19 protein-coding genes and 1 pseudogene are annotated in these 24,779 nt (G+C 61.4%); 17 read left to right on the plus strand and 3 right to left on the minus strand.

Annotated elements, in window-relative coordinates; genetic code table 11:
- Nucleotides 1-186: 186 nt before the first annotated feature.
- The gene (locus tag NTD85_RS27850) at nt 187-951 is read right to left on the minus strand and encodes a methyl-accepting chemotaxis protein (RefSeq protein ID WP_371850962.1); all 765 of its coding nucleotides are present in this window, start codon (nt 949-951) and stop codon (nt 187-189) included.
- A gap of 93 nt (nt 952-1,044) precedes the next feature.
- A pseudogene (locus NTD85_RS27855) lies at nt 1,045-2,079 on the minus strand (sensor histidine kinase); the annotation flags it as partial.
- A 282-nt stretch (nt 2,080-2,361) separates the two neighbouring features.
- Here NTD85_RS27855 and NTD85_RS25195 point away from each other — a divergent pair.
- Both NTD85_RS25195 and NTD85_RS25200 read left to right on the plus strand, forming a co-directional pair.
- Complete coding sequence (locus tag NTD85_RS25195) at nt 2,362-2,616, plus strand: hypothetical protein (RefSeq protein WP_003220802.1); 255 nt, start codon at nt 2,362-2,364, stop codon at nt 2,614-2,616.
- A gap of 31 nt (nt 2,617-2,647) precedes the next feature.
- Nucleotides 2,648-3,217, plus strand: coding sequence for a lipocalin family protein (locus NTD85_RS25200; protein WP_003220803.1), 570 nt, complete (start codon nt 2,648-2,650; stop codon nt 3,215-3,217).
- A gap of 121 nt (nt 3,218-3,338) precedes the next feature.
- On the opposite strand, the gene NTD85_RS25205 is transcribed toward NTD85_RS25200, so the two are convergent.
- Nucleotides 3,339-4,703, minus strand: a complete 1,365-nt coding sequence (locus NTD85_RS25205; RefSeq protein WP_262143485.1) for a formimidoylglutamate deiminase — start codon at nt 4,701-4,703, stop codon at nt 3,339-3,341.
- Between the two features lie 188 nt (nt 4,704-4,891).
- Here NTD85_RS25205 and hutC point away from each other — a divergent pair, with 188 nt between their 5' ends.
- The 15 genes from hutC to mdoH all read left to right on the plus strand — a co-directional run bounded on the left by hutC (nt 4,892) and on the right by mdoH (nt 24,661).
- Complete coding sequence (gene hutC, locus NTD85_RS25210) at nt 4,892-5,560, plus strand: histidine utilization repressor (RefSeq protein ID WP_232324077.1); 669 nt, start codon at nt 4,892-4,894, stop codon at nt 5,558-5,560.
- On the plus strand, nt 5,557-6,126 hold the full coding sequence (locus NTD85_RS25215; protein ID WP_003220806.1) for a HutD family protein: 570 nt from the start codon (nt 5,557-5,559) through the stop codon (nt 6,124-6,126). The genes hutC and NTD85_RS25215 overlap by 4 nt, the downstream gene beginning before the upstream one ends.
- Before the next feature lie 480 nt (nt 6,127-6,606).
- Complete coding sequence (gene hutU, locus NTD85_RS25220) at nt 6,607-8,307, plus strand: urocanate hydratase (protein WP_262143486.1); 1,701 nt, start codon at nt 6,607-6,609, stop codon at nt 8,305-8,307.
- 163 nt (nt 8,308-8,470) lie between these two features.
- Nucleotides 8,471-9,943 carry a purine-cytosine permease family protein gene (locus tag NTD85_RS25225; protein WP_003220810.1) on the plus strand — a complete coding sequence of 491 codons (1,473 nt, stop codon included), beginning with the start codon at nt 8,471-8,473 and terminating at the stop codon, nt 9,941-9,943.
- A gap of 70 nt (nt 9,944-10,013) precedes the next feature.
- Nucleotides 10,014-10,982 carry an ABC transporter substrate-binding protein gene (locus tag NTD85_RS25230; protein WP_262143487.1) on the plus strand — a complete coding sequence of 323 codons (969 nt, stop codon included), beginning with the start codon at nt 10,014-10,016 and terminating at the stop codon, nt 10,980-10,982.
- An 84-nt stretch (nt 10,983-11,066) separates the two neighbouring features.
- Nucleotides 11,067-11,918, plus strand: a complete 852-nt coding sequence (locus NTD85_RS25235; protein WP_003220813.1) for an ABC transporter permease — start codon at nt 11,067-11,069, stop codon at nt 11,916-11,918.
- Nucleotides 11,915-12,745: a glycine betaine/L-proline ABC transporter ATP-binding protein gene (locus NTD85_RS25240; protein ID WP_003220814.1), complete on the plus strand. Its 831-nt coding sequence runs from the start codon at nt 11,915-11,917 to the stop codon at nt 12,743-12,745. The genes NTD85_RS25235 and NTD85_RS25240 overlap by 4 nt, the downstream gene beginning before the upstream one ends.
- Before the next feature lie 155 nt (nt 12,746-12,900).
- Nucleotides 12,901-14,424, plus strand: a complete 1,524-nt coding sequence (gene hutH, locus NTD85_RS25245) for a histidine ammonia-lyase (RefSeq protein ID WP_262143488.1) — start codon at nt 12,901-12,903, stop codon at nt 14,422-14,424.
- 117 nt (nt 14,425-14,541) lie between these two features.
- Entirely contained in the window at nt 14,542-16,074 is a 1,533-nt protein-coding gene (gene hutH, locus NTD85_RS25250) for a histidine ammonia-lyase (protein WP_262143489.1), read from the plus strand.
- Nucleotides 16,075-16,319: 245 nt separating this feature from the next.
- Nucleotides 16,320-17,525 (plus strand): imidazolonepropionase, encoded by a 1,206-nt coding sequence (gene hutI, locus NTD85_RS25255; protein WP_262143490.1) that lies wholly within the window; start codon nt 16,320-16,322, stop codon nt 17,523-17,525.
- A gap of 10 nt (nt 17,526-17,535) precedes the next feature.
- Nucleotides 17,536-18,339 carry an N-formylglutamate deformylase gene (gene hutG, locus NTD85_RS25260; protein WP_262143491.1) on the plus strand — a complete coding sequence of 268 codons (804 nt, stop codon included), beginning with the start codon at nt 17,536-17,538 and terminating at the stop codon, nt 18,337-18,339.
- 261 nt (nt 18,340-18,600) lie between these two features.
- Nucleotides 18,601-19,572, plus strand: coding sequence for a prolyl aminopeptidase (gene pip / locus NTD85_RS25265; protein WP_003220824.1), 972 nt, complete (start codon nt 18,601-18,603; stop codon nt 19,570-19,572).
- Entirely contained in the window at nt 19,569-20,006 is a 438-nt protein-coding gene (dtd, locus tag NTD85_RS25270; RefSeq protein WP_003220826.1) for a D-aminoacyl-tRNA deacylase, read from the plus strand. Before pip ends, dtd begins: the two co-directional genes overlap by 4 nt.
- A gap of 307 nt (nt 20,007-20,313) precedes the next feature.
- Nucleotides 20,314-22,098 carry a glucan biosynthesis protein G gene (locus tag NTD85_RS25275; RefSeq protein ID WP_262143492.1) on the plus strand — a complete coding sequence of 595 codons (1,785 nt, stop codon included), beginning with the start codon at nt 20,314-20,316 and terminating at the stop codon, nt 22,096-22,098.
- Nucleotides 22,091-24,661: a glucans biosynthesis glucosyltransferase MdoH gene (gene mdoH / locus NTD85_RS25280; RefSeq protein ID WP_410017550.1), complete on the plus strand. Its 2,571-nt coding sequence runs from the start codon at nt 22,091-22,093 to the stop codon at nt 24,659-24,661. The genes NTD85_RS25275 and mdoH overlap by 8 nt, the downstream gene beginning before the upstream one ends.
- The last annotated feature ends 118 nt before the right edge of the window (nt 24,662-24,779 follow it).

A 24,779-nucleotide genomic window follows, 5' to 3' on the forward strand; every position in this document is an offset into this window, starting at 1 on the left:
TGAACAGGACTGAGTTTAGTCTTAATTCAGTCCTGCGTCATTGCGAGCTGACCAGCGTATTTCAACTCAAAATTCAATCGTCGCTAACGCCGTCATCGCCAGCAGGCTGCCTCCCAAAGGGGATCTGTGTCGTTCACAAAAACCTGTGGGAGCGGGCTTGCTCGCGAAGAGGCCAGTGGCCGCGCCTTAGATCCTGAAGCTGCCTACCAGCTGCTTCAACCGTGCCGCCTGCTGCTCCAGATCCGAGCACGCACGCAAGGTTGCCTGCAGGTTCTCGACACCTTCCTGGTTCAGCGTGTTGATCTCGTTGATGTCGACGTTGATCGACTCGACCACCGCGGTCTGCTCTTCGGTCGCGGTAGCCACCGACTGGTTCATCCCGTCGATCTCGCCGATGCGTTGGGTCACGCTGCCCAGACGTTCGCCGGCCTGGTTGGCGATGCCGACGCTGCTTTCGCTCTCGCGCTGGCTCTCGGTCATGATGCTGACTGCCTGGCGTGCGCCGACCTGCAGTTCTTCGATCATCTTCTGCACTTGCTGCGCCGAATCCTGGGTACGGTGTGCGAGGTTGCGTACTTCGTCAGCAACTACGGCGAAACCACGGCCAGCCTCACCGGCGCGGGCCGCTTCGATCGCGGCGTTGAGCGCCAGCAGGTTGGTCTGTTGCGAGATGCTGGTGATCACTTCCAGAATCTGCCCGATGTTCACCGTGTTGCTGTTGAGGGTTTCGATGTTGCCGCAGGAGTCGCTGATTTTTGCCGACAGCTGCTGCATGGCCTGAATGGTTTTATCCACAACCTGCTGGCCGTCGACCGCCAGGCTGCGCGCGTCGCTCGAATGCTGCGAGGCGAGGGCGGCGTTCTGGGCGATTTCCTGAGCGGCGGCGCCGAGCTGGTTGATCGCCGCGGCCACGCTGTTGGTGCGGGTCGCTTGCTGATCGGAGTTGTACATCGACGAATTCGACGCGGCGACCACGCGCAGGGCGACTTCGTTGACTTGGCCGGTGGCCGAGGACACTTCGCGGATCGAGGTGTGAATACGCTCGACGAAGCGGTTGAACGACAGGCCCAGCGCGCCGAACTCGTCGTGGCCGTGGATCACCAGGCGCTTGGTCAGGTCGCCTTCGCCTTCGGCGATGTCATGCATGGCGCGACCCATGGTCAGCAGCGGCTGCATCAGCACGCGAATCAGCATGCCGAGCAGGGCGATGATGATCACCACCGCGATCGCCATGGCGATCAGCGCCGAGGTGCGGAATTCGCTGAGCATCGAGAACGCGGTGTCTTTGTCCAGCACCAGCGCCACGTACCAGTCAGCCGACGGCACGCCGTTGACGCGGGTGAACGAGATCAGTTGGGTCTTGCCGTCGAATTCGACTTCTTTCAGGCCCGGGCTGACTTTCGGTGCGCCGTTTGGATAAGCCTCGGCGAGGGTTTTCAGAACCAGTTTGCTGTCCGGGTGAATCAGGATCTTGCCATCGGCGCTGACGATGAACGCATGGCCGTGGCCACCAAAGTTGAGCGAGTTGATGATCGCGCTGACGCTGGTCAGGTCGATATCCGCGCCGGCCACACCGATCATCTGGCCCTGGCGCTGCACCGGGGTGGCGACGGTGATCACCAGTTTGCCCGACGACGCGGCGATGTAGGGTTCGGTGACGATGGTCTGCTGCGCGCTGTTGGCCGCCTTGTACCAGCCACGGGCGCGCGGGTCGTAGTCCGGCGCGCGGTTGCCGGCGGGCACCGAGAACATTACGCCGTCAGCGCCGCCGAAGTAGCTGAGCTGGAAATTGCCGGTGTAGGCGGGCAGGTCGATGATGCGTTTGAGGCTGGCCGGGGCGCTGCCGTCGGCGGCGACCTGTTGCGACAGCGATTGCAGCAACTGGATGCGGCTTTCCAGCCAGGTCTGGATGTTGCTGGTGGTCAGGCTGCCCAGCTCCTGCATCGAGGCTTCGGTGCTGCTGCTCAGGGCTTCGCGTTGTCGATAGTCGTTGAACAAAATGAAACAGGCGAATGCAACGGCCACCACAAGGGCGGCAGCCAACAAGATCTTGTGGCTGAATTTCATGTTTCTGGTCATCGAATGAACTACCGCGAAGGGGCTGGTCGAGAAAGGGCGGCAATTTGCCACACTCGGGGGCTTTGCGCTGCTCTTATTTCGGCCTCGGCGCGCCAAAGATTAGGGGGCTTTTGTGAAAAGCGACGAAATGCTCAGAAGCCCTGCAAAGTGTCTGATTTATCGGCAAAAGCCAGACGAGCGGAGCAATAAATAGCCATTTCTGAAGGGAACCAGATGAGGGTTTTCTCTTCTAAGCTTCTGGTTGGCCCCATGCCATCCCCCTTCCGCTCCAGGAGTTACTTCATGTCGCTGCGATCTATCGCCCTTCTGACCTTTTGCGTGCTGCTCGCCGCATGCAGCAAGGTCAATCAGGAAAACTACTCGAAACTGTCGGCCGGCATGGCCAAGGCCGAAGTCGAGACGTTGCTCGGCAAACCTACCGACTGCTCGGGCGCGCTCGGCATGTCCAGTTGCACCTGGGGCGACAAGAACAGCTTTATCAGCGTGCAGTACGCCGGTGACAAAGTGCTGATGTTTTCCGGCCAAGGCCTGAAGTAAACCGGGGCTGTGCGCCCACGGGAGAAAAACAATGAAGCGGTTATTGCTTGTCCTTTTTGCCGGCCTGGTACTGGCCGGCTGCGCCACGCACGGTGAAGATCCGCTGGCGCCCAAGACGGCCCACGAGGTCAACCTCAAGCGTTACCAGGGTACCTGGTACGAACTGGCGCGGATGCCGATGTACTTCCAGCGCAACTGTGCGCAATCCGAGGCCCATTACACGCTCGAGACCAACGGCAACGTCGATGTGCTCAACCGTTGCCTGACGGCCGACTGGCAGTGGGAAGAGGTCAAGGGTACGGCTTATCCACAGGTGCCGGGCAAGACCGACAAGTTGTGGGTCGAGTTCGATACCTGGTTCTCGCGGCTGATTCCGGGTGTGGCGAAGGGGCAATACTGGGTGCTGTACGTCAGCGATGACTACAAGACCGCCATCGTTGGCGATCCGAGTCGCAAGTACATGTGGCTGCTGTCGCGCACGCCAACCGTCAACGCTGAAGTGCGTGAAGAGTTGCTGAGCAAGGCGCGGCAGCAGGGTTACGACACCACGCGCCTGATCTGGCGGGCGTCGGATCGGCAGATGGCCAAGACCTCGAATTAAGCATCACCGAAGATCAAATGTGGGAGCGGGCTTGCTCGCGAAGAGGGCGTATCAGTCGATTGAAATATTGACTGCTACACCGCTTTCGCGAGCAAGCCCGCTCCCACATTTTTGTTTTGTGTCAGCCCAAAAGTTCGCGCAGAACCTGGGTGAAGGCTCTAGCACTTTCCTCTTCGCCGGCATGCCGCCCGTCACGCACCACCCATTGGCCGTTGACCAGCACGTCGCGCACCTGCCGATCGCCACCGGCAAACAACCAGCGATTCAAGATCCCGTCACCACTGGCCGTGGCCAGATATGGGTCATTGTCGTCGAGCACGATCCAGTCCGCACGCTTGCCGACTTCCAGCGCACCGATCGGCTGTCCCAAAGCCTGGGCGCCGCCATCCAGTGCCGCGTCATATAGCGTGCGCCCGACCATCGGCTGATCCGCGCCATACAAACGGTTACGCCGCTGGTCGCGCAGCCGCTGACCGTATTCCAGCCAGCGCAACTCTTCGACCACGCTGAGCGACACATGGCTATCGGATCCGATGCCCATGCGGCCGCCCTGAGCGAGGAAATCCACCGCCGGGAAAATCCCGTCGCCGAGGTTGGCTTCGGTGGTCAGGCACAGGCCGGCGATGGCACGACTCTTGGCCATCAGCGTGACTTCTTCCGGGTTGGCGTGAGTCGCGTGGACCAGACACCAGCGCTGATCGACTTCGGTGTTTTCGTACAGCCACTGCAATGGACGGCGGCCGCTCCAGCTCAGGCAATCATCGACTTCCTTCTGCTGTTCGGCGATGTGGATATGCACCGGGCATTGCTTGTCGCTGGCGGCCAATACTTCGCTGATCTGCTGCGGGGTAACCGCGCGCAACGAGTGGAAGCACAGACCCAGCGATTGGGCTTTTTGCTGCGCCAGCAGGGGTTGCAGGCGCGATTGCAGCTTCAGGTAGTTTTCGCTGCTGTTGATGAAGCGGCGCTGGCCATCGTTCGGCATCTGACCGCCGAAACCCGAGTGGCTATAGAGCACCGGCAGCAGGGTCAGGCCGATGCCGCTGTCGCTTGCGGCCTGACTGATGCGCAGCGCCAGCTCGGCCGGATCGGCATACGGCTGACCGTTGTTGTCGTGGTGCACGTAGTGGAATTCGGCGACCGAGGTGTAACCGGCCTTGAGCATTTCGATGTACAGCTGACGGGCAATGACGCCGAGTTGCTCCGGGCTGATTTTTCCGACCAGCCGATACATCAGGTCACGCCAGGTCCAGAAACTGTCGTTCGGATTACCGGCCACTTCGGCCAGCCCGGCCATCGCGCGCTGGAAGGCGTGGGAGTGCAGATTGGGCATCCCCGGCAGCAGCGGACCGCTCAGCCGCTCGGCGCCGTCTGCGGTGGAATCGGCCAGGATTCGGGTCAGCAGGCCATCGGCGCTGACCTCAAGACGTACATTGTTGGCCCATCCGTTAGGCAGCAGCGCGCGTTCGGCAAAGAAGGCGGACATGGTTCAGCACCCCATCGTGTGTTATTTGTATATACATATACAGACGTTTGCCTGCCCGGTAAACTCCGGCAAGCTAGCAACTTTCAGCCAATAAACAGGGATCAACCGTGCCGACTCCGCCTCCAGTCTCTCCGTTGGCCGCGAACCTGGGCGACAGTCCGGCGCCCTTGTACGCCCGCGTCAAACAGATGATCACCCAGCAGATCGACAGCGGTAACTGGCCACCGCACTACCGCGTGCCATCGGAAAGCGAACTGGTCAGCCAGCTCGGTTTCAGCCGCATGACCATCAACCGCGCCCTGCGCGAGATGACCGCCGACGGTCTGCTGGTGCGTATGCAAGGTGTCGGTACGTTTGTCGCCGAACCGAAGAGCCAGTCCGCGCTGTTCGAAGTGCACAACATCGCCGACGAAATCGCCTCCCGTGGCCATCGCCACACCTGCCAGGTGATCACCCTCGAAGAAGAGGCCGCCGGTTCCGAGCGCGCGCTGGCGCTGGACATGCGCGAAGGGCAGAAGGTCTTCCACTCGCTGATCGTGCATTACGAAAACGATATTCCGGTGCAAATCGAAGACCGTTTCGTCAACGCACTGGTCGCCCCGGATTACCTCAAGCAGGACTTCACCCTGCAGACCCCTTACGCCTATCTCAATCAGGTCGCGCCGTTGACCGAAGGCGAGCACGTGGTTGAAGCGATCCTCGCCGAGCCGTCCGAGTGCAAGTTGCTGCAGATCGAAAAAGGCGAGCCGTGCCTGCTGATCCGTCGCCGCACTTGGTCAGGGCGGCAGCCGGTGACTGCGGCGCGCCTGATCCACCCAGGTTCCCGTCATCGTCTGGAAGGACGCTTTCATAAATGAGTGCACTGAAAGTTTTACGCGCCGAAGGCTACCCGCGCATGCCGTGGAAAAACGGCGGCGGCAGCACTGAAGAAATCACCCGCGATGCAGGCGCAGGCCTGGAGGGGTTCGGCTGGCGCCTGTCGATCGCCGACATCGCCGAGTCCGGTGGTTTCTCCACCTTCAGCGGTTATCAGCGGGTGATCACCGTGTTGCAGGGCGATGGCATGACCCTGTGTGTCGACGGTGATGACACGCGCCCACTGTTACCGCTCGACCCGTTTGCGTTCAGCGGCGAAAGCCAGGTCTCCTGCACCTTGCTCGGCGGCGCGATCCGCGACTTCAACCTGATCTACGCGCCACAGCGTTACAGCGCGCGCTTGCAGTGGCTGGACGGCGAGCAGCGGTTCTTCAGCTCGGCGGGGACGGTGGTGGTGTTCAGTGTCAGTGAGTTGCTTGAGGCGAAAGTCGCTGACAGCGTCGCGCAACTGGGCCGACATGATTGTGTGCAACTGGACGGTAACAGCGGTCTGGTTGAAGTGGCCGTCAATGCTCCGTGCTGCGTGATCGAGCTGACAGCGCGCTGATTATCCTGCTCATATAAAACACATTGTGGCGAGGGAGCTTGCTCCCGCTGGGCTGCGAAGCAGCCCCACTTCGGTAAATGCCGGAATGGGAGTCCTTCGGCCTCCAGCGGGAGCAAGCTCCCTCGCCACATTTGCGTTCACGCAGACTGTTTCCCTTCACGCACCAACTTGTTACCGAACGCCCCAGCGTGGCGCAAAACCACGGGTTCGTAACGATCCGCCGCCACCTCATTTCCTCCCTGCAAAAAATTTCATCCACGCCACAACCCTTGTGTCAGGCGCTCTCCAGCGCTGTCCGAAATTTTCCTGAACTGCCCGCCAGCAAGTTGGCCGCTTGATTGCATATGCTTGTATGTACAAGTAAAGACGTATGCGTATAAGTCCGCAGCGTCCACTGATTCGCTTGTCGCGCATTGAGGCGCACAGGCTGCTTGCCCACTGCCAGGGTTGGTTTGAATTGATCGCTGAGGAGTCTTTTTCGTGACTGACAATAAGCCTACAACTGCCGTTTATACAAAGAGACGTGACGTCGAAATCCGTGCATCGCGCGGCAACAAGCTGACCGCCAAGAGCTGGCTGACCGAAGCGCCGCTGCGCATGCTGATGAACAACCTCGATCCGGAAGTGGCCGAGAACCCGAAAGAGCTGGTGGTTTACGGTGGTATCGGTCGCGCGGCGCGTAACTGGGAGTGCTACGACAAGATCGTCGAGAGCCTGACCCACCTCAATGACGACGAAACCCTGCTGGTGCAGTCGGGCAAACCGGTCGGCGTGTTCAAGACTCACAGCAACGCCCCGCGCGTACTGATCGCCAACTCCAACCTGGTGCCGCACTGGGCGAGCTGGGAACACTTCAACGAACTCGACGCCAAAGGCCTGGCCATGTACGGCCAGATGACCGCCGGCAGCTGGATCTACATCGGCAGCCAGGGCATCGTTCAGGGCACCTACGAAACCTTCGTCGAAGCCGGTCGCCAGCACTATAACGACAACCTCAAGGGCAAGTGGGTGCTGACCGCCGGTCTCGGCGGCATGGGCGGTGCCCAGCCACTGGCCGCCACCCTGGCCGGTGCCTGCTCGCTGAACATCGAATGCCAGCAGGTGAGCATCGATTTCCGCCTGAAAAGCCGCTACGTCGATGAGCAGGCCAAAGACCTCGATGACGCCCTGGCGCGCATCGCCAAATACACCGCCGAAGGCAAAGCGATTTCCATCGCGCTGCTGGGCAACGCGGCAGAAATCCTGCCGGAACTGGTCAAGCGTGGCGTGCGCCCGGACATGGTCACCGACCAGACCAGCGCCCACGACCCACTGAACGGCTACCTGCCGGCGGGCTGGACCTGGGAAGAGTACCGCGCTCGTGCCAAGACCGAGCCGGCGGCCGTGATCAAAGCCGCCAAGCAATCGATGGCGGTCCACGTCAAAGCCATGCTGGACTTCCAGAAGCAAGGCATTCCGACCTTCGACTACGGCAACAACATCCGTCAGATGGCGCAGGAAGAAGGCGTGGAAAACGCGTTCGACTTCCCGGGCTTCGTCCCGGCCTACATCCGTCCGCTGTTCTGCCGTGGCATCGGTCCATTCCGCTGGGCGGCGCTGTCGGGTGATCCGCAGGACATCTTCAAGACCGACGCCAAAGTCAAAGAGCTGATCCCGGACGACGCCCACCTGCACAACTGGCTGGACATGGCCCGCGAGCGCATCAGCTTCCAGGGTCTGCCGGCACGTATTTGCTGGGTCGGTCTGGGCCTGCGCGCCAAGCTCGGTCTGGCGTTCAACGAAATGGTGCGCAGCGGCGAGCTGTCGGCGCCGATCGTCATCGGTCGCGACCACCTCGACTCCGGCTCGGTAGCCAGCCCGAACCGTGAAACCGAATCGATGCAGGACGGTTCCGACGCGGTCTCCGACTGGCCGCTGCTTAACGCTCTGCTCAACACCGCGAGCGGCGCGACCTGGGTGTCCCTGCACCACGGTGGCGGTGTCGGCATGGGCTTCTCCCAGCACTCGGGCATGGTAATCGTCTGCGACGGTACCGACGAAGCGGCCGAGCGCATTGCCCGCGTCCTGCACAACGACCCGGCCACCGGTGTCATGCGTCACGCCGATGCCGGTTACCAGATCGCTATCGACTGCGCCAAGGAGCAGGGGCTGAACCTGCCGATGATTACCGGCGGCAAGTAACACGCTTTGGCTTTATGTGGGAGCGAGCTTGCTCGCGAAAGCAATCTGTCAGCCAGCACAGATGTTGAATGTGCTGGCCAATTCGCGAGCAAGCTCGCTCCCACAGAAAAGCAGCCCTACCGAAGCTCAGTGAACAATTAAAACAATCCACAGAGGTTGAATCATGGCTGTAACCCCTGATCGTGCAAGCAACAAACCGTTGATCGAAAGGCGTTCGATCGACTACATCCCGGAAGCGGAAAGACACGGTCGTCTGTTTAGCCAGTTCACCCTGTGGATGGGTGCGAATCTGCAAATCACTGCGATTGTCACCGGGGCCCTGGCCGTGGTGCTGGGCGGTGATGTGTTCTGGTCGTTGATCGGTCTGTTGCTCGGGCAATTGCTGGGCGGTGGCGTGATGGCGCTGCATGCGGCGCAAGGGCCGAAGCTGGGCCTGCCGCAGATGATTTCCAGCCGCGTGCAATTTGGCGTGTACGGTGCGGCGATCCCGATCGTGCTGGTGTGCCTGATGTACCTGGGTTTCACCGCCACCGGTACGGTGCTTTCCGGTCAGGCGCTGGGCCAGTTGTTTGGCGTCAGCGACACCGTGGGCATCCTGCTGTTCGCCAGTGTCATCGTGCTGGTCACGGTGCTTGGCTATCGGGTGATCCACTGGATCGGCCGGGTCGCCAGTGTGATTGGCGTGATTGCCTTTGTGTATTTGTTCAGCCGCCTGCTGAGCCAGGTGGACGTTGGCGCACTCCTGCAAATTCGCCACTTCAGCTGGAGCAGCTTCCTGCTGGCGGTGTCACTCGCGGCGTCCTGGCAGATCGCTTTCGGCCCTTATGTGGCGGACTACTCGCGTTACCTGCCGAGCAAGATTTCCTCGGTGAAAACCTTCTTTGCCGCTGGCGCAGGTTCGGTCATCGGCGCGCAGGTGGCGATGGTCCTCGGCGTGTTCGCGGCAGCTTCGGCCAACGGCCAGTTCGCCGGTCACGAAGTGGCCTACATCGTCGGGCTGGGCGGCACCGGGGCCACCGCCGCGCTGCTGTACTTCAGCATCGCGTTCGGCAAGGTGACCATCTCGACGCTGAACTCCTATGGCAGCTTCATGTGCATCGCGACCATCATCAGCGGCTTCCGTGGCCACCTGACGGTCTCGCGCCTGCAGCGTCTGGTGTTCGTGCTGGTGATCGTCAGTGCGGCCACCCTGATCGCCTTGCTCGGTCAGCACTCGTTCCTCGGTGCGTTCAAGTCTTTCATTCTGTTCCTGCTGGCGTTTTTCACGCCGTGGAGCGCGATCAACCTGGTCGACTACTACTGCATCACCCGCGAGCGCTACGACGTGCCTGCGCTGGCCGATCCGAACGGTCGTTACGGGCGCTGGAACCTGCTCGGGATCAGCATCTATGTGTTCGGTGTGCTGGTGCAGTTGCCGTTCATCTCCACCAAGTTCTACACCGGCCCGCTGGTGGCGGCCCTCGGTGATGTGGATATCTCCTGGATCATCGGTCTGGTGTTGCCTGCCGCGCTGTATTACCTGTGCGCGAAAAAATGGCACGGCTCGGTGCCCGATCACCTGATTCTGCCGGTCGAGCAGAACAGCGATGTACAACCTGAAAAAAGTGGGGCCAGTCGCGCTGCGGCGCAGGCCTGACTGGACGTGGACAGGGCTGGATGCCTCTTGAACTGCCGTAAGCCAATTCATGATTAGGAGCGTCGCGACAATGAAATCGAACAAGACCCTGCTGACCACATTGCTGTCCATGGGCCTGTTGGCCAGTGCCGGTGCGACTCAGGCGGCTGGCTGGTGCGAATCGGGCAAACCGGTGAAGTTTGCCGGCCTGAACTGGGAAAGCGGCATGCTGCTGACCGACGTCCTGCAAGTGGTGCTGGAGAAAGGCTACGACTGCAAGACCGACAGCCTGCCGGGCAACTCCATCACCATGGAGAACGCCCTGAGCAGCAACGACATTCAAGTGTTCGCCGAAGAGTGGGTCGGCCGCAGCGAGGTCTGGAACAAAGCCGAGAAGGCCGGCAAGGTTGTCGGTGTCGGCGCGCCGATCGTTGGTGCGGTCGAAGGCTGGTACGTGCCGCGCTACGTGATCGAAGGCGACGCCAAGCGCAAGCTTGAGCCGAAAGCCCCGGACCTGAAAAACATCGCCGATCTGGGCAAATACGCGGCCATTTTCAAAGACGCCGAAGAGCCGTCCAAGGGCCGCTTCTACAACTGCCCGGCCGGCTGGACCTGCGAGCTGGACAACAGCGAAATGCTCAAGAGCTACGGCCTGGAAAACAGCTACACCAACTTCCGTCCGGGCACCGGCCCGGCGCTGGATGCGGCGGTGCTGTCGAGCTACAAGCGTGGCGAGCCGATCCTGTTCTACTACTGGACGCCAACCCCGCTGATGGGCCAGATCGATGCGGTCAAACTCGAAGAAAAACCGGGCGTCGACAAGAGCCTGAGCATCAAGGTCGGTCTGTCGAAAACCTTCCACGAGCAAGCCCCGGAACTGGTGGCCGTGCTGGAAAAGGTCAACCTGCCGATCGACCTGCTGAACCAGAACCTGGGACGCATGGCGAAGGAACGTATCGAGTCGCCGAAGCTGGCGAAAATCTTCCTCAAGGAACATCCTGAAGTCTGGCATGCGTGGGTCAGTGACGACGCAGCCAAAAAAATCGACGCGGCGCTGTAGGTCGATACCTCCCGGTCAACCGTGAGGCTGGCCGGGAGATATGCCGTAAATCGCTTGATTGAGATTTCTGATTGAGAGCCGCTTATGTTTCCCGAAAGATTTACCTTTTCCATCGCCGACTGGGTCAACGGTTGGGTCGATGCGCTGGTCACCAACTACGGTGATGTGTTTCGCCACATCTCGGACACGCTGCTGTGGGCCATCGTCAACCTCGAAGGCCTGCTGCGTGCGGCGCCGTGGTGGTTGATGCTGGCGATCGTCGGCGTCGTCGCCTGGCACGCCACGCGTAAAGTCGTCACGACTGCGGTCATCGTCGGTCTGCTGTTCCTCGTCGGCGCTGTCGGCCTGTGGGACAAACTCATGCAGACCCTGGCGCTGATGATGGTCGCGACGATCATATCGGTACTGATCGGCATTCCGCTGGGGATTCTCTCGGCGCGCAGCAATCGCCTGCGTTCGGTGCTGATGCCGCTGCTCGACATCATGCAAACCATGCCCAGCTTCGTGTACCTGATTCCGGTGCTGATGCTGTTCGGTCTGGGTAAAGTCCCGGCGATTTTCGCCACGGTGATCTACGCCGCGCCGCCGCTGATCCGCCTGACTGATCTGGGCATCCGCCAGGTCGACGGCGAAGTGATGGAAGCGATCAACGCTTTCGGTGCCAACCGCTGGCAGCAACTGTTCGGCGTGCAACTGCCGCTGGCCCTGCCGAGCATCATGGCCGGGATCAACCAGACCACCATGATGGCCCTGTCGATGGTGGTGATCGCCTCGATGATCGGCGCCCGTGGTCTGGGTGAAGACGTGCTGGTGGGGATTCAGACCCTCAACGTCGGACGCGGCCTCGAAGCCGGTCTGGCGATCGTGATTCTCGCGGTGGTCATCGACCGCATTACTCAGGCGTACGGTCGGCCACGGCATGAGGTGAGCAAATGAGCAACGCAACCGTGAGCAAGATCGAAGTCAAAAACGTCTTCAAGATTTTCGGCAACCGCGCCAAGGATGCACTGGCGATGGTCGGCCAGGGCAAGACCAAGGATCAGGTGCTCAACGAGACCGGATGCGTGGTCGGGGTCAACGACCTGTCGCTGAGTATCGGCACTGGCGAGATCTTCGTGATCATGGGCCTGTCCGGCTCGGGTAAATCCACTCTGGTGCGCCACTTCAATCGCCTGATCGACCCCACCAGCGGCGCGATACTGGTCGATGGCGTGGACATCCTGCAATACGACATGGAAGCGCTGCGCGAATTTCGCCGGCACAAGATCAGCATGGTGTTCCAGAGCTTCGGCCTGCTGCCGCACAAGACCGTGATCGAAAACGTCGCCTACGGCCTGAAAGTGCGCGGCGAGAGCAAGCAACTGTGCAACGAGCGCGCCTTGCACTGGATCAACACCGTCGGCCTCAAGGGCTACGAAAACAAATACCCGCACCAGCTCTCCGGCGGCATGCGCCAGCGCGTGGGCCTGGCCCGTGCATTGGCGGCGGACACCGACATTATTCTGATGGACGAAGCGTTCAGTGCGCTGGATCCGTTGATCCGCGCCGAGATGCAGGACCAGTTGCTGGAGCTGCAAAAGACCCTGCACAAGACCATCGTCTTCATCACCCACGACCTCGACGAGGCCGTGCGCATCGGCAACCGCATCGCGATCCTCAAGGACGGCCGCCTGATTCAGGTCGGCACCCCGAGAGAGATCCTGCATTCGCCGGCGGATGAGTATGTCGACCGGTTCGTGCAGCGGCGGGCGGCGGTGGTTTGACAGATTTTGTGGTGAGACAGCTTTTGTGGCGAGGGAGCTTGCTCCCGCTCGAGCGCGCAGCGGTCGCAAAAATTTTGGGCCTGCTTCGCAGTCCAGCGGGAGCAAGCTCCCTCGCCACAGGTTGGTGTATCAACAGAATAGGCATGAGGTTTTAGATGTCCCAGGCTGAAAAAATCATCATCACCGGTAACCCCCTGCGTTGGCAGGACGTGGTCGCCGTCGCCCGTCACGGCGCCACTTTGGAGCTGTCGGGCGAAACCTGGGCGCGCATCGAAAACGCTCAGGGCATCGTCCAGCGCATCGTCGAAAGCGGCGAACGCGCTTACGGCGTCAACACCGGTCTGGGTGGCCTGTCCAACGTCTCGCTGAAAGACGAACAACTCAGCCAGCTCTCGCGCAACACCCTGCTCAGCCACGCCTGTGGCGTCGGCCCGGTGCTGCCTGACGAACAAACTCGCGCGATCCTCTGCGCGGCAATCCACAACTACAGTCACGGCAAGTCCGGCATTCATCGCCGTGTGGTCGAAGCGCTGCTGGCGTTGCTCAATCGCGGCATCACCCCGCAAGTGCCGGCGCAAGGCTCGGTGGGTTACCTGACGCACATGGCGCACATCGGCATCGCCCTGCTGGGCGTCGGTAATGTCAGCTATCGCGGACAGATCACCTCGGCGCAACAGGCGCTGGCCGAAGAAGGCCTGCAACCGGTGCAGCTCGGTGCGAAGGACGGTTTGTGCCTGGTCAACGGCACCCCGTGCATGACCGGCCTCAGCTGCCTGGCGATTGCCGATGCGACGCGGCTGGTGCAGTGGGCCGACGTGATCGGCGCCATGAGTTTCGAAGCGCAGCGCGGGCAGATCGCCGCGTTCGATGCGGAGATCATCGCGCTCAAGCCACACCCGGGCATGCAGCAGGTCGGGATCAACCTGCGGGCCTTGCTCGACGGCAGTGAGGTGATCGCGGCGAGCCAAGGCATTCGTACTCAGGATGCGCTGAGCATTCGTTCGATCCCGCAGGTGCACGGCGCGGCGCGTGATCAACTGGCGCACGCGATCAAACAGGTCGAAGCCGAGCTCAACGGCTGCACCGACAACCCGTTGCTGCTGGGCACGCCGGACAACTTCCGGGTGATGTCGCAGGCCAACCCGCACGGTCAGTCGGTAGCGATGGCGGCGGATCTGCTGGCGATTGCCATGGCTGAAATCGGCTCGATTGCCGAGCGTCGTCTCGATCGTCTGGTCAACCCGCACGTCAGCGGTCTGCCGGCGTTTCTGGTGGCCAACCCGGGGGTGAACTCCGGGATGATGATCGTGCAATACGTCGCCGCTTCGCTGTGTGCCGAGAACCGCCAACTGGCGCAACCGGCCGTGCTCGACAACTATGTCACCTCGGGGTTGCAGGAAGACCATCTGAGCATGGGCACCAGCGCTGCGCTGAAGCTGCACCGCGCTCTGGAAAACTGCACGCAGATTCTTGCCATCGAGTATCTGCTGGCGGCGCAGGCGTTTGAATTTCTCAAGGAACAGCGCTTTGGCGTGGGCACTGACCGGGCGTGGCGCCTGCTGCGCGAAACAGTCCCGGCCTACGATCAGGATCGCTGGCTGGCGCCGGATATCGCCGCCGCCGCGAGCGTTTTGAAGGACCCGAATTCGCTGCACAACGTATTACCGAATCTGCACTGATTTTTAAAACGCCAGCGTGCCAAGGCGCGGATCGTCCAAAAGGCGAAATGCGACGGACAACGGAATTATCCGGAGCGACTGGCGAGCCAATAACAAACTCTCAAAAGGAGCATTTTAATGACTGCGCTGAACCTGATTCCCGGCCAACTGAGCCTGGCCCAATTGCGTGACGTCTATCAACACCCGGTCAAACTGACCCTCGACCACAGCGCCTCCGCGCAGATCGAGGCCAGCGTGGCCTGCGTCGAGCAGATTCTCGCCGAGAACCGCACCGCCTACGGCATCAACACCGGTTTCGGCCTGCTGGCTTCGACCCGCATCGCCAGCGAAGACCTGGAAAACCTGCAGCGTTCGCTGGTGCTGTCCCACGCCGCTGGTGTCGGCCAGCCGATCAGCGATGAGTTGGTGCGTTTGATCATGGTGCTCAAGGTCAACAGCCTCAGCCGGGGTTTCTCCGGCATCCGCCGCGTGGTGATCGACGCGCTGATCGCGCTGATCAACGCCGAGGTTTATCCGCACATTCCGCTCAAGGGATCGGTCGGTGCATCGGGTGACCTCGCGCCGCTGGCGCACATGTCGCTGGTGCTGCTGGGCGAGGGCAAGGCGCGTTACAAAGGCGAGTGGATGGAAGCCACCGAAGCGCTGAAAGTCGCTGGTCTGACCCCGCTGACGCTGGCGGCGAAGGAAGGTCTGGCACTGCTCAATGGCACTCAAGTGTCTAGCGCATTTGCCCTGCGCGGTTTGTTTGAAGGTGAAGACCTGTTTGCCGGTGCGCTGGCAATTGGCGGTCTGACGGTTGAAGCGGTGCTCGGTTCGCGCTCGCCGTTTGACGCGCGCATCCACGCGGCCCGTGGGCAGAAAGGCCAGATCGATGCGGCCATGGCTTACCGCGATCTGCTCGGTGAGCGCAGCGAAGTCTCTGATTCGCACCAGAACTGCGAGAAGGTCCAGGACCCGTACTCGCTGCGTTGCCAGCCGCAAGTCATGGGCGCCTGCCTGACTCAGTTCCGTCAGGCCGCTGAAGTGCTGGTGGTCGAAGCCAACGCCGTCTCCGACAACCCGTTGGTATTCGCGGCTGAAGGCGATGTGATTTCCGGCGGTAACTTCCACGCCGAACCGGTGGCCATGGCCGCTGACAACATGGCCCTGGCCATCGCCGAAATCGGCTCGCTGAGCGAGCGCCGCATCTCGCTGATGATGGACAAGCACATGTCGCAGCTGCCGCCGTTCCTGGTGGCCAATGGCGGCGTCAACTCCGGTTTCATGATCGCCCAGGTGACCGCCGCGGCACTGGCCAGCGAGAACAAGGCACTGTCCCATCCGCATTCGGTCGACAGCCTGCCGACCTCGGCCAACCAGGAAGACCACGTGTCGATGGCTCCGGCCGCCGGCAAGCGTCTGTGGGAAATGGCCGAGAACACCCGCGGCATTCTCGCGGTGGAATGGCTGGCGGCGGTGCAGGGGCTGGATTTGCGTAACGGTCTGAAGACCTCGGCCAAGCTGGAGCAGGCGCGGGCGATTCTGCGCAAGGAAGTGCCGTTCTATGAGAAAGACCGCTTCTTTGCGCCGGACATCAATGCGGCGACTGAGTTGTTGGCTTCGCGCTGCTTGAGCGAATTGGTTCCGGCGAAATTGCTGCCTAGTTTGTAAGTGTTTTTCAGGGGGAGTTTTGTTGTTGCTGAAATCGATCCCCCTCACCCCAGCCCTCTCCCCCAAGGGGGAGAGGGGGAAGGGAGCCAATCTTCATTGTTTTCAGAGCCGGAGTTCGGCTCAAGATTCTCAGGTCGATGTATCTCGACAGAACAACCCGGTCAGTCCCCTCTCCCTCCGGGAGAGGGCTAGGGTGAGGGGCTTTTGAAGGCTCCCCACCAAACCAATTCCAACGGAGGCCAACAGTGAAAACCCTCTGGCAACACTGCCACGTCGCAACCATGGCGCAGGGCGTCTACTCGATCATCGAGGACGCAGCCATCGTCACGTCCGGTGCGCACATCGAGTGGATCGGCCCGCGCAATCTGCTGCCTTCCGGCGAATATCCGGCGGTCAACGATCTGCAAGGCGCGTGGGTCACCCCGGGCCTGATCGACTGCCACACCCACACAGTGTTCGGCGGCAACCGCAGCGGCGAATTCGAGAAGCGCCTGCAAGGCGTCAGCTACGCCGAGATCGCCGCGCAGGGCGGCGGCATCGCCAGCACCGTGCGCGCCACCCGTGAAGCGACTGACGACGAGCTGTTCGCCAGCGCCGCCAAACGCCTGAAAAGCCTGATGCGCGATGGCGTGACCACGGTCGAGATGAAGTCTGGCTACGGTCTGGATCTGGCCAGCGAACGCAAGATCCTGCGGGTGATTCGCCGGCTCGCCGCGGAACTGCCGATCAGCGTGCGCAGCACCTGTCTGGCGGCTCATGCGCTGCCGCCGGAGTACAAGGATCGCGCTGACGACTACATCGAGCACATCTGCGCCGAGATGCTTCCGGCGCTGGCCGCCGAAGGGCTGGTCGACGCCGTGGATGCGTTCTGCGAATACCTGGCGTTCTCGCCGGAGCAGGTCGAGCGGGTGTTCATCACTGCGCAAAAACTCGGCCTGCCGGTGAAGCTGCATGCCGAACAACTGTCGTCGCTGCATGGCTCCAGTCTGGCCGCGCGGTATCACGCGTTGTCTGCCGATCATCTGGAGTTCATGGATGAGGATGACGCCATCGCCATGGCCAAGTCCGACACCGTCGCCGTGCTGCTGCCGGGCGCGTTTTATTTCCTGCGCGAAACCCAGTTGCCGCCGATGGACGCCCTGCGCAAACACAAGGTCAAGATCGCCATCGCCAGCGACCTCAACCCCGGCACCTCGCCCGCGCTGTCGCTGCGCCTGATGCTGAACATGGCCTGCACCTGTTTCCGCATGACCCCGGAAGAAGCCCTGGCCGGTGCAACCATTCATGCCGCGCAGGCGCTGGGCATGGCTGACACCCACGGTTCGCTGGAAGTCGGCAAGGTCGCGGATTTCGTCGCCTGGCACATCGATCGTCCGGCGGATCTGGCCTATTGGCTCGGTGGTGATCTGGACAAACGCGTCGTGCGTCACGGCGTCGAATCAAGTCTGTAGGAGAGCGGTTGTGGATAAGGTTCTGAATTTCAAACAAGGTCGCGTACCGCTGCTGATCAGCATGCCGCATGCCGGCGTGCGTCTGACGCCAGCGGTCGAGGCCGGGCTGATCGCCGATGCGAAAAGCCTGCCGGACACCGACTGGCACATTCCGCAGCTTTACGATTTTGCCGAGGAACTGGGCGCCAGCACGTTGGCCGCCGAGTACTCGCGGTTCGTTATCGACCTCAACCGTCCGTCCGATGACAAGCCGTTGTACGCCGGTGCCACCACCGGGTTGTATCCGGCGACGCTGTTCGATGGCATCCCGTTATTCAAGGAAGGGCACGAACCCTCGAAAGCAGAGCGCGCGACCTACCTGGAACAGGTCTGGACGCCGTACCACCGCACTCTGCAACAGGAGCTGGCGCGGCTGAAGGCCGAGTTCGGCTATGCGCTGTTGTTCGACGCGCATTCGATCCGCTCGATCATCCCGCACCTGTTCGACGGCAAACTGCCGGACTTCAACCTCGGCACCTTCAACGGCGCGAGCTGCGATCCGCAATTGGCGGAGCAACTGCAGGCGATCTGCGCCCGGCATGGCAATTACAGCCACGTGCTCAACGGGCGCTTCAAGGGCGGCCATATCACTCGCCATTACGGCAACCCCGCCGAGAACATCCACGCGGTGCAGCTGGAACTGTGCCAGAGCACCTACATGGAAGAGTTCGAACCGTTCCGCTACCGCGCCGATCTGGCGGAGCCGACGCGAGTGGTGCTGAAGGAGTTGCTGCAGGGCTATCTGGCCTGGGCAAAGTCGCACTACACCGCATAACTCGCAGAGAAAACTGTGGCGAGGGAGCTTGCTCCCGCTCGGCGGCGCAGCCGTCGTAAAGCGGCAATCCGGATTCAACCGGGAACACTCGGCTGACTGTTTTGGGGCTGCTCCGCAGCCCAGCGGGAGCAAGCTCCCTCGCCACAGGTTTTGATTCATGTCCTCAGGCATGCTCATTGACGTAAATCGGGTTTATGATGCCCAACGGCAGAATAATAGAAGTCCCCCCAGGGATGACCTCGACCCCTTACGGAGCGCGCAATGCAGACATTGTTTCCGCAGATCAAACCCCATGCCCGGCACGATCTGGCTGTCGATGACACCCACACGCTGTACGTCGACGAAAGCGGTTCGCCGGAAGGCTTGCCGGTGGTGTTCATCCACGGCGGCCCGGGTGCCGGTTGCGACGCGCAGAGCCGTCGCTATTTCGATCCGAACCTGTATCGCATTGTTACCTTCGACCAGCGCGGCTGCGGTCGTTCCACCCCGCACGCCAGCCTGGAAAACAACACCACCTGGGATCTGGTCGCCGACCTCGAGCGTATCCGCAAGCACCTGGGCATCGACAAATGGGTGTTGTTCGGCGGTTCGTGGGGTTCGACCCTGGCGCTGGCCTACGCGCAAACCCATCCGGAGCGCGTGCACGGTCTGATCCTGCGAGGGATCTTCCTCTGCCGCCCGCAGGAAATCGAGTGGTTCTATCAGGCCGGTGCCAGCCGTCTGTTTCCCGATTACTGGCAGGACTACATCGCGCCGATCCCGCTGGACGAGCGCGACGATCTGCTCAGCGCCTTCCACAAGCGTCTGGTCGGTAACGATCAGATCGCCCAGATGCACGCGGCCAAGGCTTGGTCGACGTGGGAAGGGCGCACCGCGACCCTGCGGCCGAACCCGCTGGTGGTCGACCGTTTCTCTGAGCCGCAGCGCGCCCTGTCGATCGCGCGGATCGAGTGTCACTACTTCACCAACAATGCGTTCCTCGAGCCGAATCAACTGATTCGCGACATGGGCAAGATTGCCCATCTGCCGGGGGTGATCATTCACGGTCGTTACGACGTGATCTGTCCGCTGGACAACGCCTGGGAGCTGCATCAGGCGTGGCCGAACAGCGAGCTGCAGGTGATTCGCGACGCCGGTCACGCCGCCTCCGAACCGGGCATCACCGATGCGCTGGTGCGTGCCGCGAGCAACATGGCCCGTCGCCTGCTCGACCTGCCGCCCGAAGAAGCATGAAGGGGCTTTTACAGCGCGTGCGCGGTGCGCGAGTCGAAGTCGCCGGAGAGATAGTCGGTGCGGTGGATCAGGGTTTGCTGGTGCTGGTGGCGGTCGAACCCGACGACACGCGTACCAGTGCCGACAAACTTCTGCATAAGCTGCTTAACTATCGGGTATTCAGTGACGCCGAGGGCAAGATGAATCTGTCCCTGGCGGATGTAGGTGGCGGGTTGCTGCTGGTCTCTCAGTTCACCCTGGCTGCCGACACCAAGAGCGGGTTGCGCCCGAGTTTCTCGACCGCGGCCCCTCCGGCATTGGGCGAGGAATTGTTCGACTATCTATTAAGCAAAGCGAAACAGATGCATGGCACTGTGGCATCAGGTAGATTCGGCGCGGATATGCAGGTGCACCTGGTCAACGATGGCCCGGTAACCTTCCTGTTACAGACATGAAAGCGCTTGAAACATCTTTTCAAGGGCTTTTCGACTGAAAACAGGCGTTTTTCGCGATAAATACTTTGTTACCCCTGATGCGTTGTCACGCGGGCTACTAGATAATCGCGCGCTATGGGGATCAGCGTTCGCTGTTCCATTTTTGACTTAGGTAGAGACTTGTCTGGATCCGATTGGGGAATCATTTTGCCCTAGCGGAGTCGGAACAATGCTCGCCAACCTGGCATATAGATAGCTGGCCGTTGGTTTTTTGATCTGTTTTCGGCGAGGGTTGCTCGTGATTGTTAGTCCCTGTAATGCAGCAAAAATGTCTGCCAAACGCATGCGAAGTGCCCTGGTAGCGGGTTCGGCGCTCCTGTGCCTGCTCAGCGCCGGCCAGCTTTGGGCGTTCAATCTTGACGATGTATCGGCCAAGGCTAAAGAGCTGGCCGGGCAGAAGTTCGAAGCCCCGCGCAGCAACCTGCCGAACGAATTCCGTGACATGAAGTTCGCGGACTACCAGAAAATCCGCTTCCTCACCGAAAAGGCGGAGTGGGCCGATCAGAAGACTCCATTCAAGCTGTCCTTCTACCACCAGGGCATGCACTTCGATACGCCGGTGAAAATCAACGAAATCACGGCGAACACCGTCGAAGAGATCAAATACGATCCGACCCGCTTCGATTTCGGCGACCTCAAGTTCGATCCGAAGGCCACTGAGCAACTGGGCTACGCCGGTTTCCGTGTGCTGTACCCGATCAACAAGGCCGACAAGCAAGACGAAATCATGACCATGCTCGGCGCGAGCTACTTCCGCGTCGTCGGCAAAGGTCACACCTACGGTCTGTCGGCTCGTGGCCTGGCGATCGATACCGCGCTGCCGTCGGGCGAAGAATTCCCGCGTTTCCGCGAGTTCTGGATTCAACAGCCGAAGCCGGGCGACAAGCACCTGGTGATCTTTGCCCTGCTTGATTCGCCGCGTGCCACCGGTGCCTACCGCCTGATCGTGCGCCCGGGCAGCGACACCATTGTCGACGTCAAAGCGCAGATGTTCCTGCGTGACAAGGTCGGCAAACTGGGCATCGCGCCGTTGACCAGCATGTTCCTGTTCGGCGCCAACCAGCCATCGAAAGTCCTCAACTACCGTCGTGAACTGCACGACTCCAGCGGTCTGTCGATTCATGCCGGCAACGGCGAGTGGATCTGGCGTCCTCTGAACAACCCGAAACACCTGTCCGTGAGCAACTTCAGTGTCGAGAACCCGCGTGGGTTCGGCCTGCTGCAGCGCGGCCGTGACTTCAGCCACTACGAAGACCTCGACGATCGCTACGACAAGCGCCCAAGCGCCTGGATCGAGCCGAAGGGCGAGTGGGGCAAGGGCACCGTTGATCTGGTAGAAATTCCGACTGCCGACGAAACCAACGACAACATCGTTGCCTTCTGGAGTCCGGAAACCATGCCGGAGCCAGGCAAGCCGCTGGACTTCGCCTACCGCATGCACTGGACAATGGACGAAGCGGCGATTCACGCCCCCGACAGCGCCTGGGTCAAGCAGACCCTGCGTTCGACCGGCGACGTCAAACAGTCGAACCTGATCCGTCAGCCGGACGGCAGCGTCGCTTACCTGGTCGACTTCGAAGGTCCATCGCTGGCGGCTCTGGCTCCGGATGCCGACGTGCGCAGTCAGGTCAGTGTTGGCGATAACGCCGAACTGGTCGAGAACAGCGTGCGCTACAACCCGGAAACCAAGGGCTGGCGCCTGACTCTGCGGATGAAGATCAAGGACGCGAGCAAGGCCACCGAGATGCGCGCCGCACTGGTACAGCCAGTCGTGACCGCTGATCTGGCCAAGTCTTCGGTACCGGCGTCGAACTCGTCGGTGGCCAAGGCTGACAAGGTCGCGGCCAAGCAGCAAGAGAAGGAAGACAAGGAAGCCAAGGCCGCCGAAGCCAAACAGGCCGACGCCAAGCCAACCGCAGATGCCAAGGACAAGGCCAACAAAGACGCCAAGCAGCCAACCGCTGCCGACGCGGCCCCAGCCACACCGGAATCGGCACCGACTGAAGAAGTCCTGACCGAGACCTGGAGCTATCAGTTGCCTGCCGATGAGTAATTCTCAAGTACAGCCGGAGACTCTGTCCGAGTATCTGGCGCATCTGCCGATGACCGACGAGCAGCGCGCGGAACTCGCGGGCTGCTCGTCCTTCAGCGAACTGCACCAACGCTTGTCGTCGTCGACGTTCGACGCCCCTGCCGAAGCCGCCCAGGCTTCGGTGGGCAAGCGTCTGACTCTGAGCACCGCCGAAGAACTCGAAGAGGCGGAAATGCTGGTGCTGGACGCCAGTGGCCGGGTCAGCCTGAAAGCCACGCCGCCGATTCGCCGCACGAAGGTCGTGCCGGAGCCGTGGCGCACCAATATTCTGGTGCGTGGCTGGCGCCGCCTGACCGGGCGCACCAATCCGCCGAAGCCGCCGAAAGACGAGCGCGTTCTGCCGGCTGCGCGCTGGCGCACCGTCGGTTCGATCCGTCGCTACATTCTGTTGCTGCTGATGCTCGGTCAGACCATCGTTGCCGGCTGGTACATGAAAGGCATCATGCCGTACCAGGGCTGGTCGTTCGTCGATCTGGACGAAGTCCTGCACCAGCCGCTGCTGCAAACCGCCACGCAAGTGCTGCCGTACGCACTGCAAACCAGCATCCTGATTCTGTTCGGGATTCTGTTCTGCTGGGTCTCGGCCGGTTTCTGGACCGCGCTGATGGGCTTCCTCGAGTTGCTCACCGGTCACGATAAATACCGTATCTCCGGCAAAAGCGCGGGCAACGAGCCGATTCCGAAAGACGCCCGTACTGCGCTGGTGATGCCGATCTGCAACGAAGACGTGCCGCGGGTATTCGCCGGTCTGCGCGCCACGTTCGAATCGGTCGCGGCCACCGGTGATCTGGATCGCTTCGACTTCTTCGTCCTCAGCGACAGTAACGACACCGATATCTGCGTTGCCGAGCAACAGGCCTGGCTGGATGTCTGCCGTGAAGCCAAAGGCTTCGGCAAGATCTTCTATCGCCGCCGTCGCCGTCGTGTGAAACGCAAGAGCGGCAACCTCGACGACTTCTGCCGTCGCTGGGGCGGTGACTACAAGTACATGGTCGTGCTCGACGCCGACTCGGTGATGAGCGGCGAGTGCCTGACCAGTCTGGTGCGCCTGATGGAAGCCACGCCGGACGCCGGGATCATCCAGACCGCGCCGCGTGCGTCGGGCATGGACACGCTGTATGCGCGTATGCAGCAGTTCGCCACCCGTGTTTACGGTCCGCTGTTCACCGCCGGTCTGCACTTCTGGCAGTTGGGTGAATCCCACTACTGGGGTCACAACGCGATCATCCGCATGAAGCCGTTCATCGACCACTGCGCCCTGGCGCCGTTGCCGGGTAAAGGTGCGTTCTCTGGTGCGATCCTGTCTCACGACTTCGTCGAAGCCGCGCTGATGCGTCGTGCCGGTTGGGGCGTGTGGATTGCCTACGACCTGCCGGGCAGTTACGAAGAGTTGCCGCCAAACCTGCTCGATGAACTCAAGCGTGACCGTCGCTGGTGCCACGGTAACCTGATGAACTTCCGCCTGTTCCTGGTCAAGGGCATGCACCCGGTGCACCGTGCGGTGTTCCTGACCGGCGTGATGTCGTACCTGTCGGCGCCGTTGTGGTTCTTCTTCCTAGTGCTGTCGACCGCGCTGCTGGCGGTGAACACGCTGATGGAGCCGCAGTATTTCCTCGAACCGCGTCAGCTCTATCCGCTGTGGCCACAATGGCACCCCGACAAGGCGATCGCGCTGTTCTCGACCACCATCGTGCTGCTGTTCCTGCCGAAACTGCTGAGCATCATCCTGATCTGGGCCAAAGGCGCGAAAGAGTTCGGCGGCAAGTTCAAGGTGACCCTGTCGATGCTGCTGGAGATGCTGTTCTCCATGCTGCTGGCGCCAGTGCGGATGATTTTCCACACCCGTTTCGTGCTCGCCGCGTTCCTCGGCTGGGCCGCGACCTGGAACTCGCCGCAACGTGACGACGACTCCACGCCGTGGAGCGAGGCGGTCAAGCGCCACGGCCCGCAGACCCTGCTGGGTTTCTGCTGGGCACTGCTGGTGATCTGGCTGAACCCGAGCTTCCTGTGGTGGCTGGTGCCGATCGTCGGTTCGCTGATGCTGTCGATCCCGGTGTCGGTGATTTCCAGCCGTGTCGGTCTGGGCCTCAAGTCCCGTGACGAGAGCCTGTTCCTGATCCCCGAGGAATACAATCCGCCGCAGGCGCTGCTGGCGACCGACCAGTACACCCACGAGAACCGTTGGCATGCACTGAACGACGGCTTCGTCCGCGCCGTGGTCGATCCGCAGCAGAACGCCCTGGCGTGCTCGCTGGCGACGGCCCGTCACGGTCAGGCCGAGCCGATCGAGTTGCTGCGTCAGGAGCGTGTGCGTCACGCCCTGAAGGCGGGTCCGGCGGCACTGAGCAACCATGATCGCCTGCAATTGCTGAGCGATCCGGTGGCGCTGGCGCGTCTGCACGAACTGGTTTGGGCCGAAGGCCACAACGAGTGGCTGGATGCCTGGCGGGCCTCGGTGAAAGCCGATCCGCATGCACCGCTGTTGCCGTTGCGACCGCTGAGCATGCAGGCTCAGCCGGCCTAATAAGAAGCCCCGCCATCCAGCGGGGCTTTTTTATTGTTAAACAAATCGTCCATTAACTCTTGTGCAAAAGAACGAGTGCGTTAGCATCCGTCCCCGAATTGGCGCACCCGGGCATTTT

This window comes from Pseudomonas sp. 13B_3.2_Bac1, from assembly GCF_025466205.1.
Lineage (GTDB): Bacteria > Pseudomonadota > Gammaproteobacteria > Pseudomonadales > Pseudomonadaceae > Aquipseudomonas > Aquipseudomonas fluorescens_H.

Excerpts from the sequence above, each read along its gene's own strand:
- NTD85_RS27850 (WP_371850962.1), bottom strand. The coding sequence starts at position 951 with ATGTACAACTCCGATCAGCAAGCGACCCGCACCAACAGCGTGGCCGCG.
- NTD85_RS25195 (WP_003220802.1), top strand. The coding sequence starts at position 2,362 with ATGTCGCTGCGATCTATCGCCCTTCTGACCTTTTGCGTGCTGCTCGCC.
- NTD85_RS25200 (WP_003220803.1), top strand. The coding sequence starts at position 2,648 with ATGAAGCGGTTATTGCTTGTCCTTTTTGCCGGCCTGGTACTGGCCGGC.
- NTD85_RS25205 (WP_262143485.1), bottom strand. The coding sequence starts at position 4,703 with ATGTCCGCCTTCTTTGCCGAACGCGCGCTGCTGCCTAACGGATGGGCC.
- hutC (WP_232324077.1), top strand. The coding sequence starts at position 4,892 with ATGATCACCCAGCAGATCGACAGCGGTAACTGGCCACCGCACTACCGC.
- NTD85_RS25215 (WP_003220806.1), top strand. The coding sequence starts at position 5,557 with ATGAGTGCACTGAAAGTTTTACGCGCCGAAGGCTACCCGCGCATGCCG.
- NTD85_RS25225 (WP_003220810.1), top strand. The coding sequence starts at position 8,471 with ATGGCTGTAACCCCTGATCGTGCAAGCAACAAACCGTTGATCGAAAGG.
- NTD85_RS25230 (WP_262143487.1), top strand. The coding sequence starts at position 10,014 with ATGAAATCGAACAAGACCCTGCTGACCACATTGCTGTCCATGGGCCTG.
- NTD85_RS25235 (WP_003220813.1), top strand. The coding sequence starts at position 11,067 with ATGTTTCCCGAAAGATTTACCTTTTCCATCGCCGACTGGGTCAACGGT.
- NTD85_RS25240 (WP_003220814.1), top strand. The coding sequence starts at position 11,915 with ATGAGCAACGCAACCGTGAGCAAGATCGAAGTCAAAAACGTCTTCAAG.
- hutH (WP_262143488.1), top strand. The coding sequence starts at position 12,901 with ATGTCCCAGGCTGAAAAAATCATCATCACCGGTAACCCCCTGCGTTGG.
- hutH (WP_262143489.1), top strand. The coding sequence starts at position 14,542 with ATGACTGCGCTGAACCTGATTCCCGGCCAACTGAGCCTGGCCCAATTG.
- pip (WP_003220824.1), top strand. The coding sequence starts at position 18,601 with ATGCAGACATTGTTTCCGCAGATCAAACCCCATGCCCGGCACGATCTG.
- dtd (WP_003220826.1), top strand. The coding sequence starts at position 19,569 with ATGAAGGGGCTTTTACAGCGCGTGCGCGGTGCGCGAGTCGAAGTCGCC.
- NTD85_RS25275 (WP_262143492.1), top strand. The coding sequence starts at position 20,314 with ATGTCTGCCAAACGCATGCGAAGTGCCCTGGTAGCGGGTTCGGCGCTC.
- mdoH (WP_410017550.1), top strand. The coding sequence starts at position 22,091 with ATGAGTAATTCTCAAGTACAGCCGGAGACTCTGTCCGAGTATCTGGCG.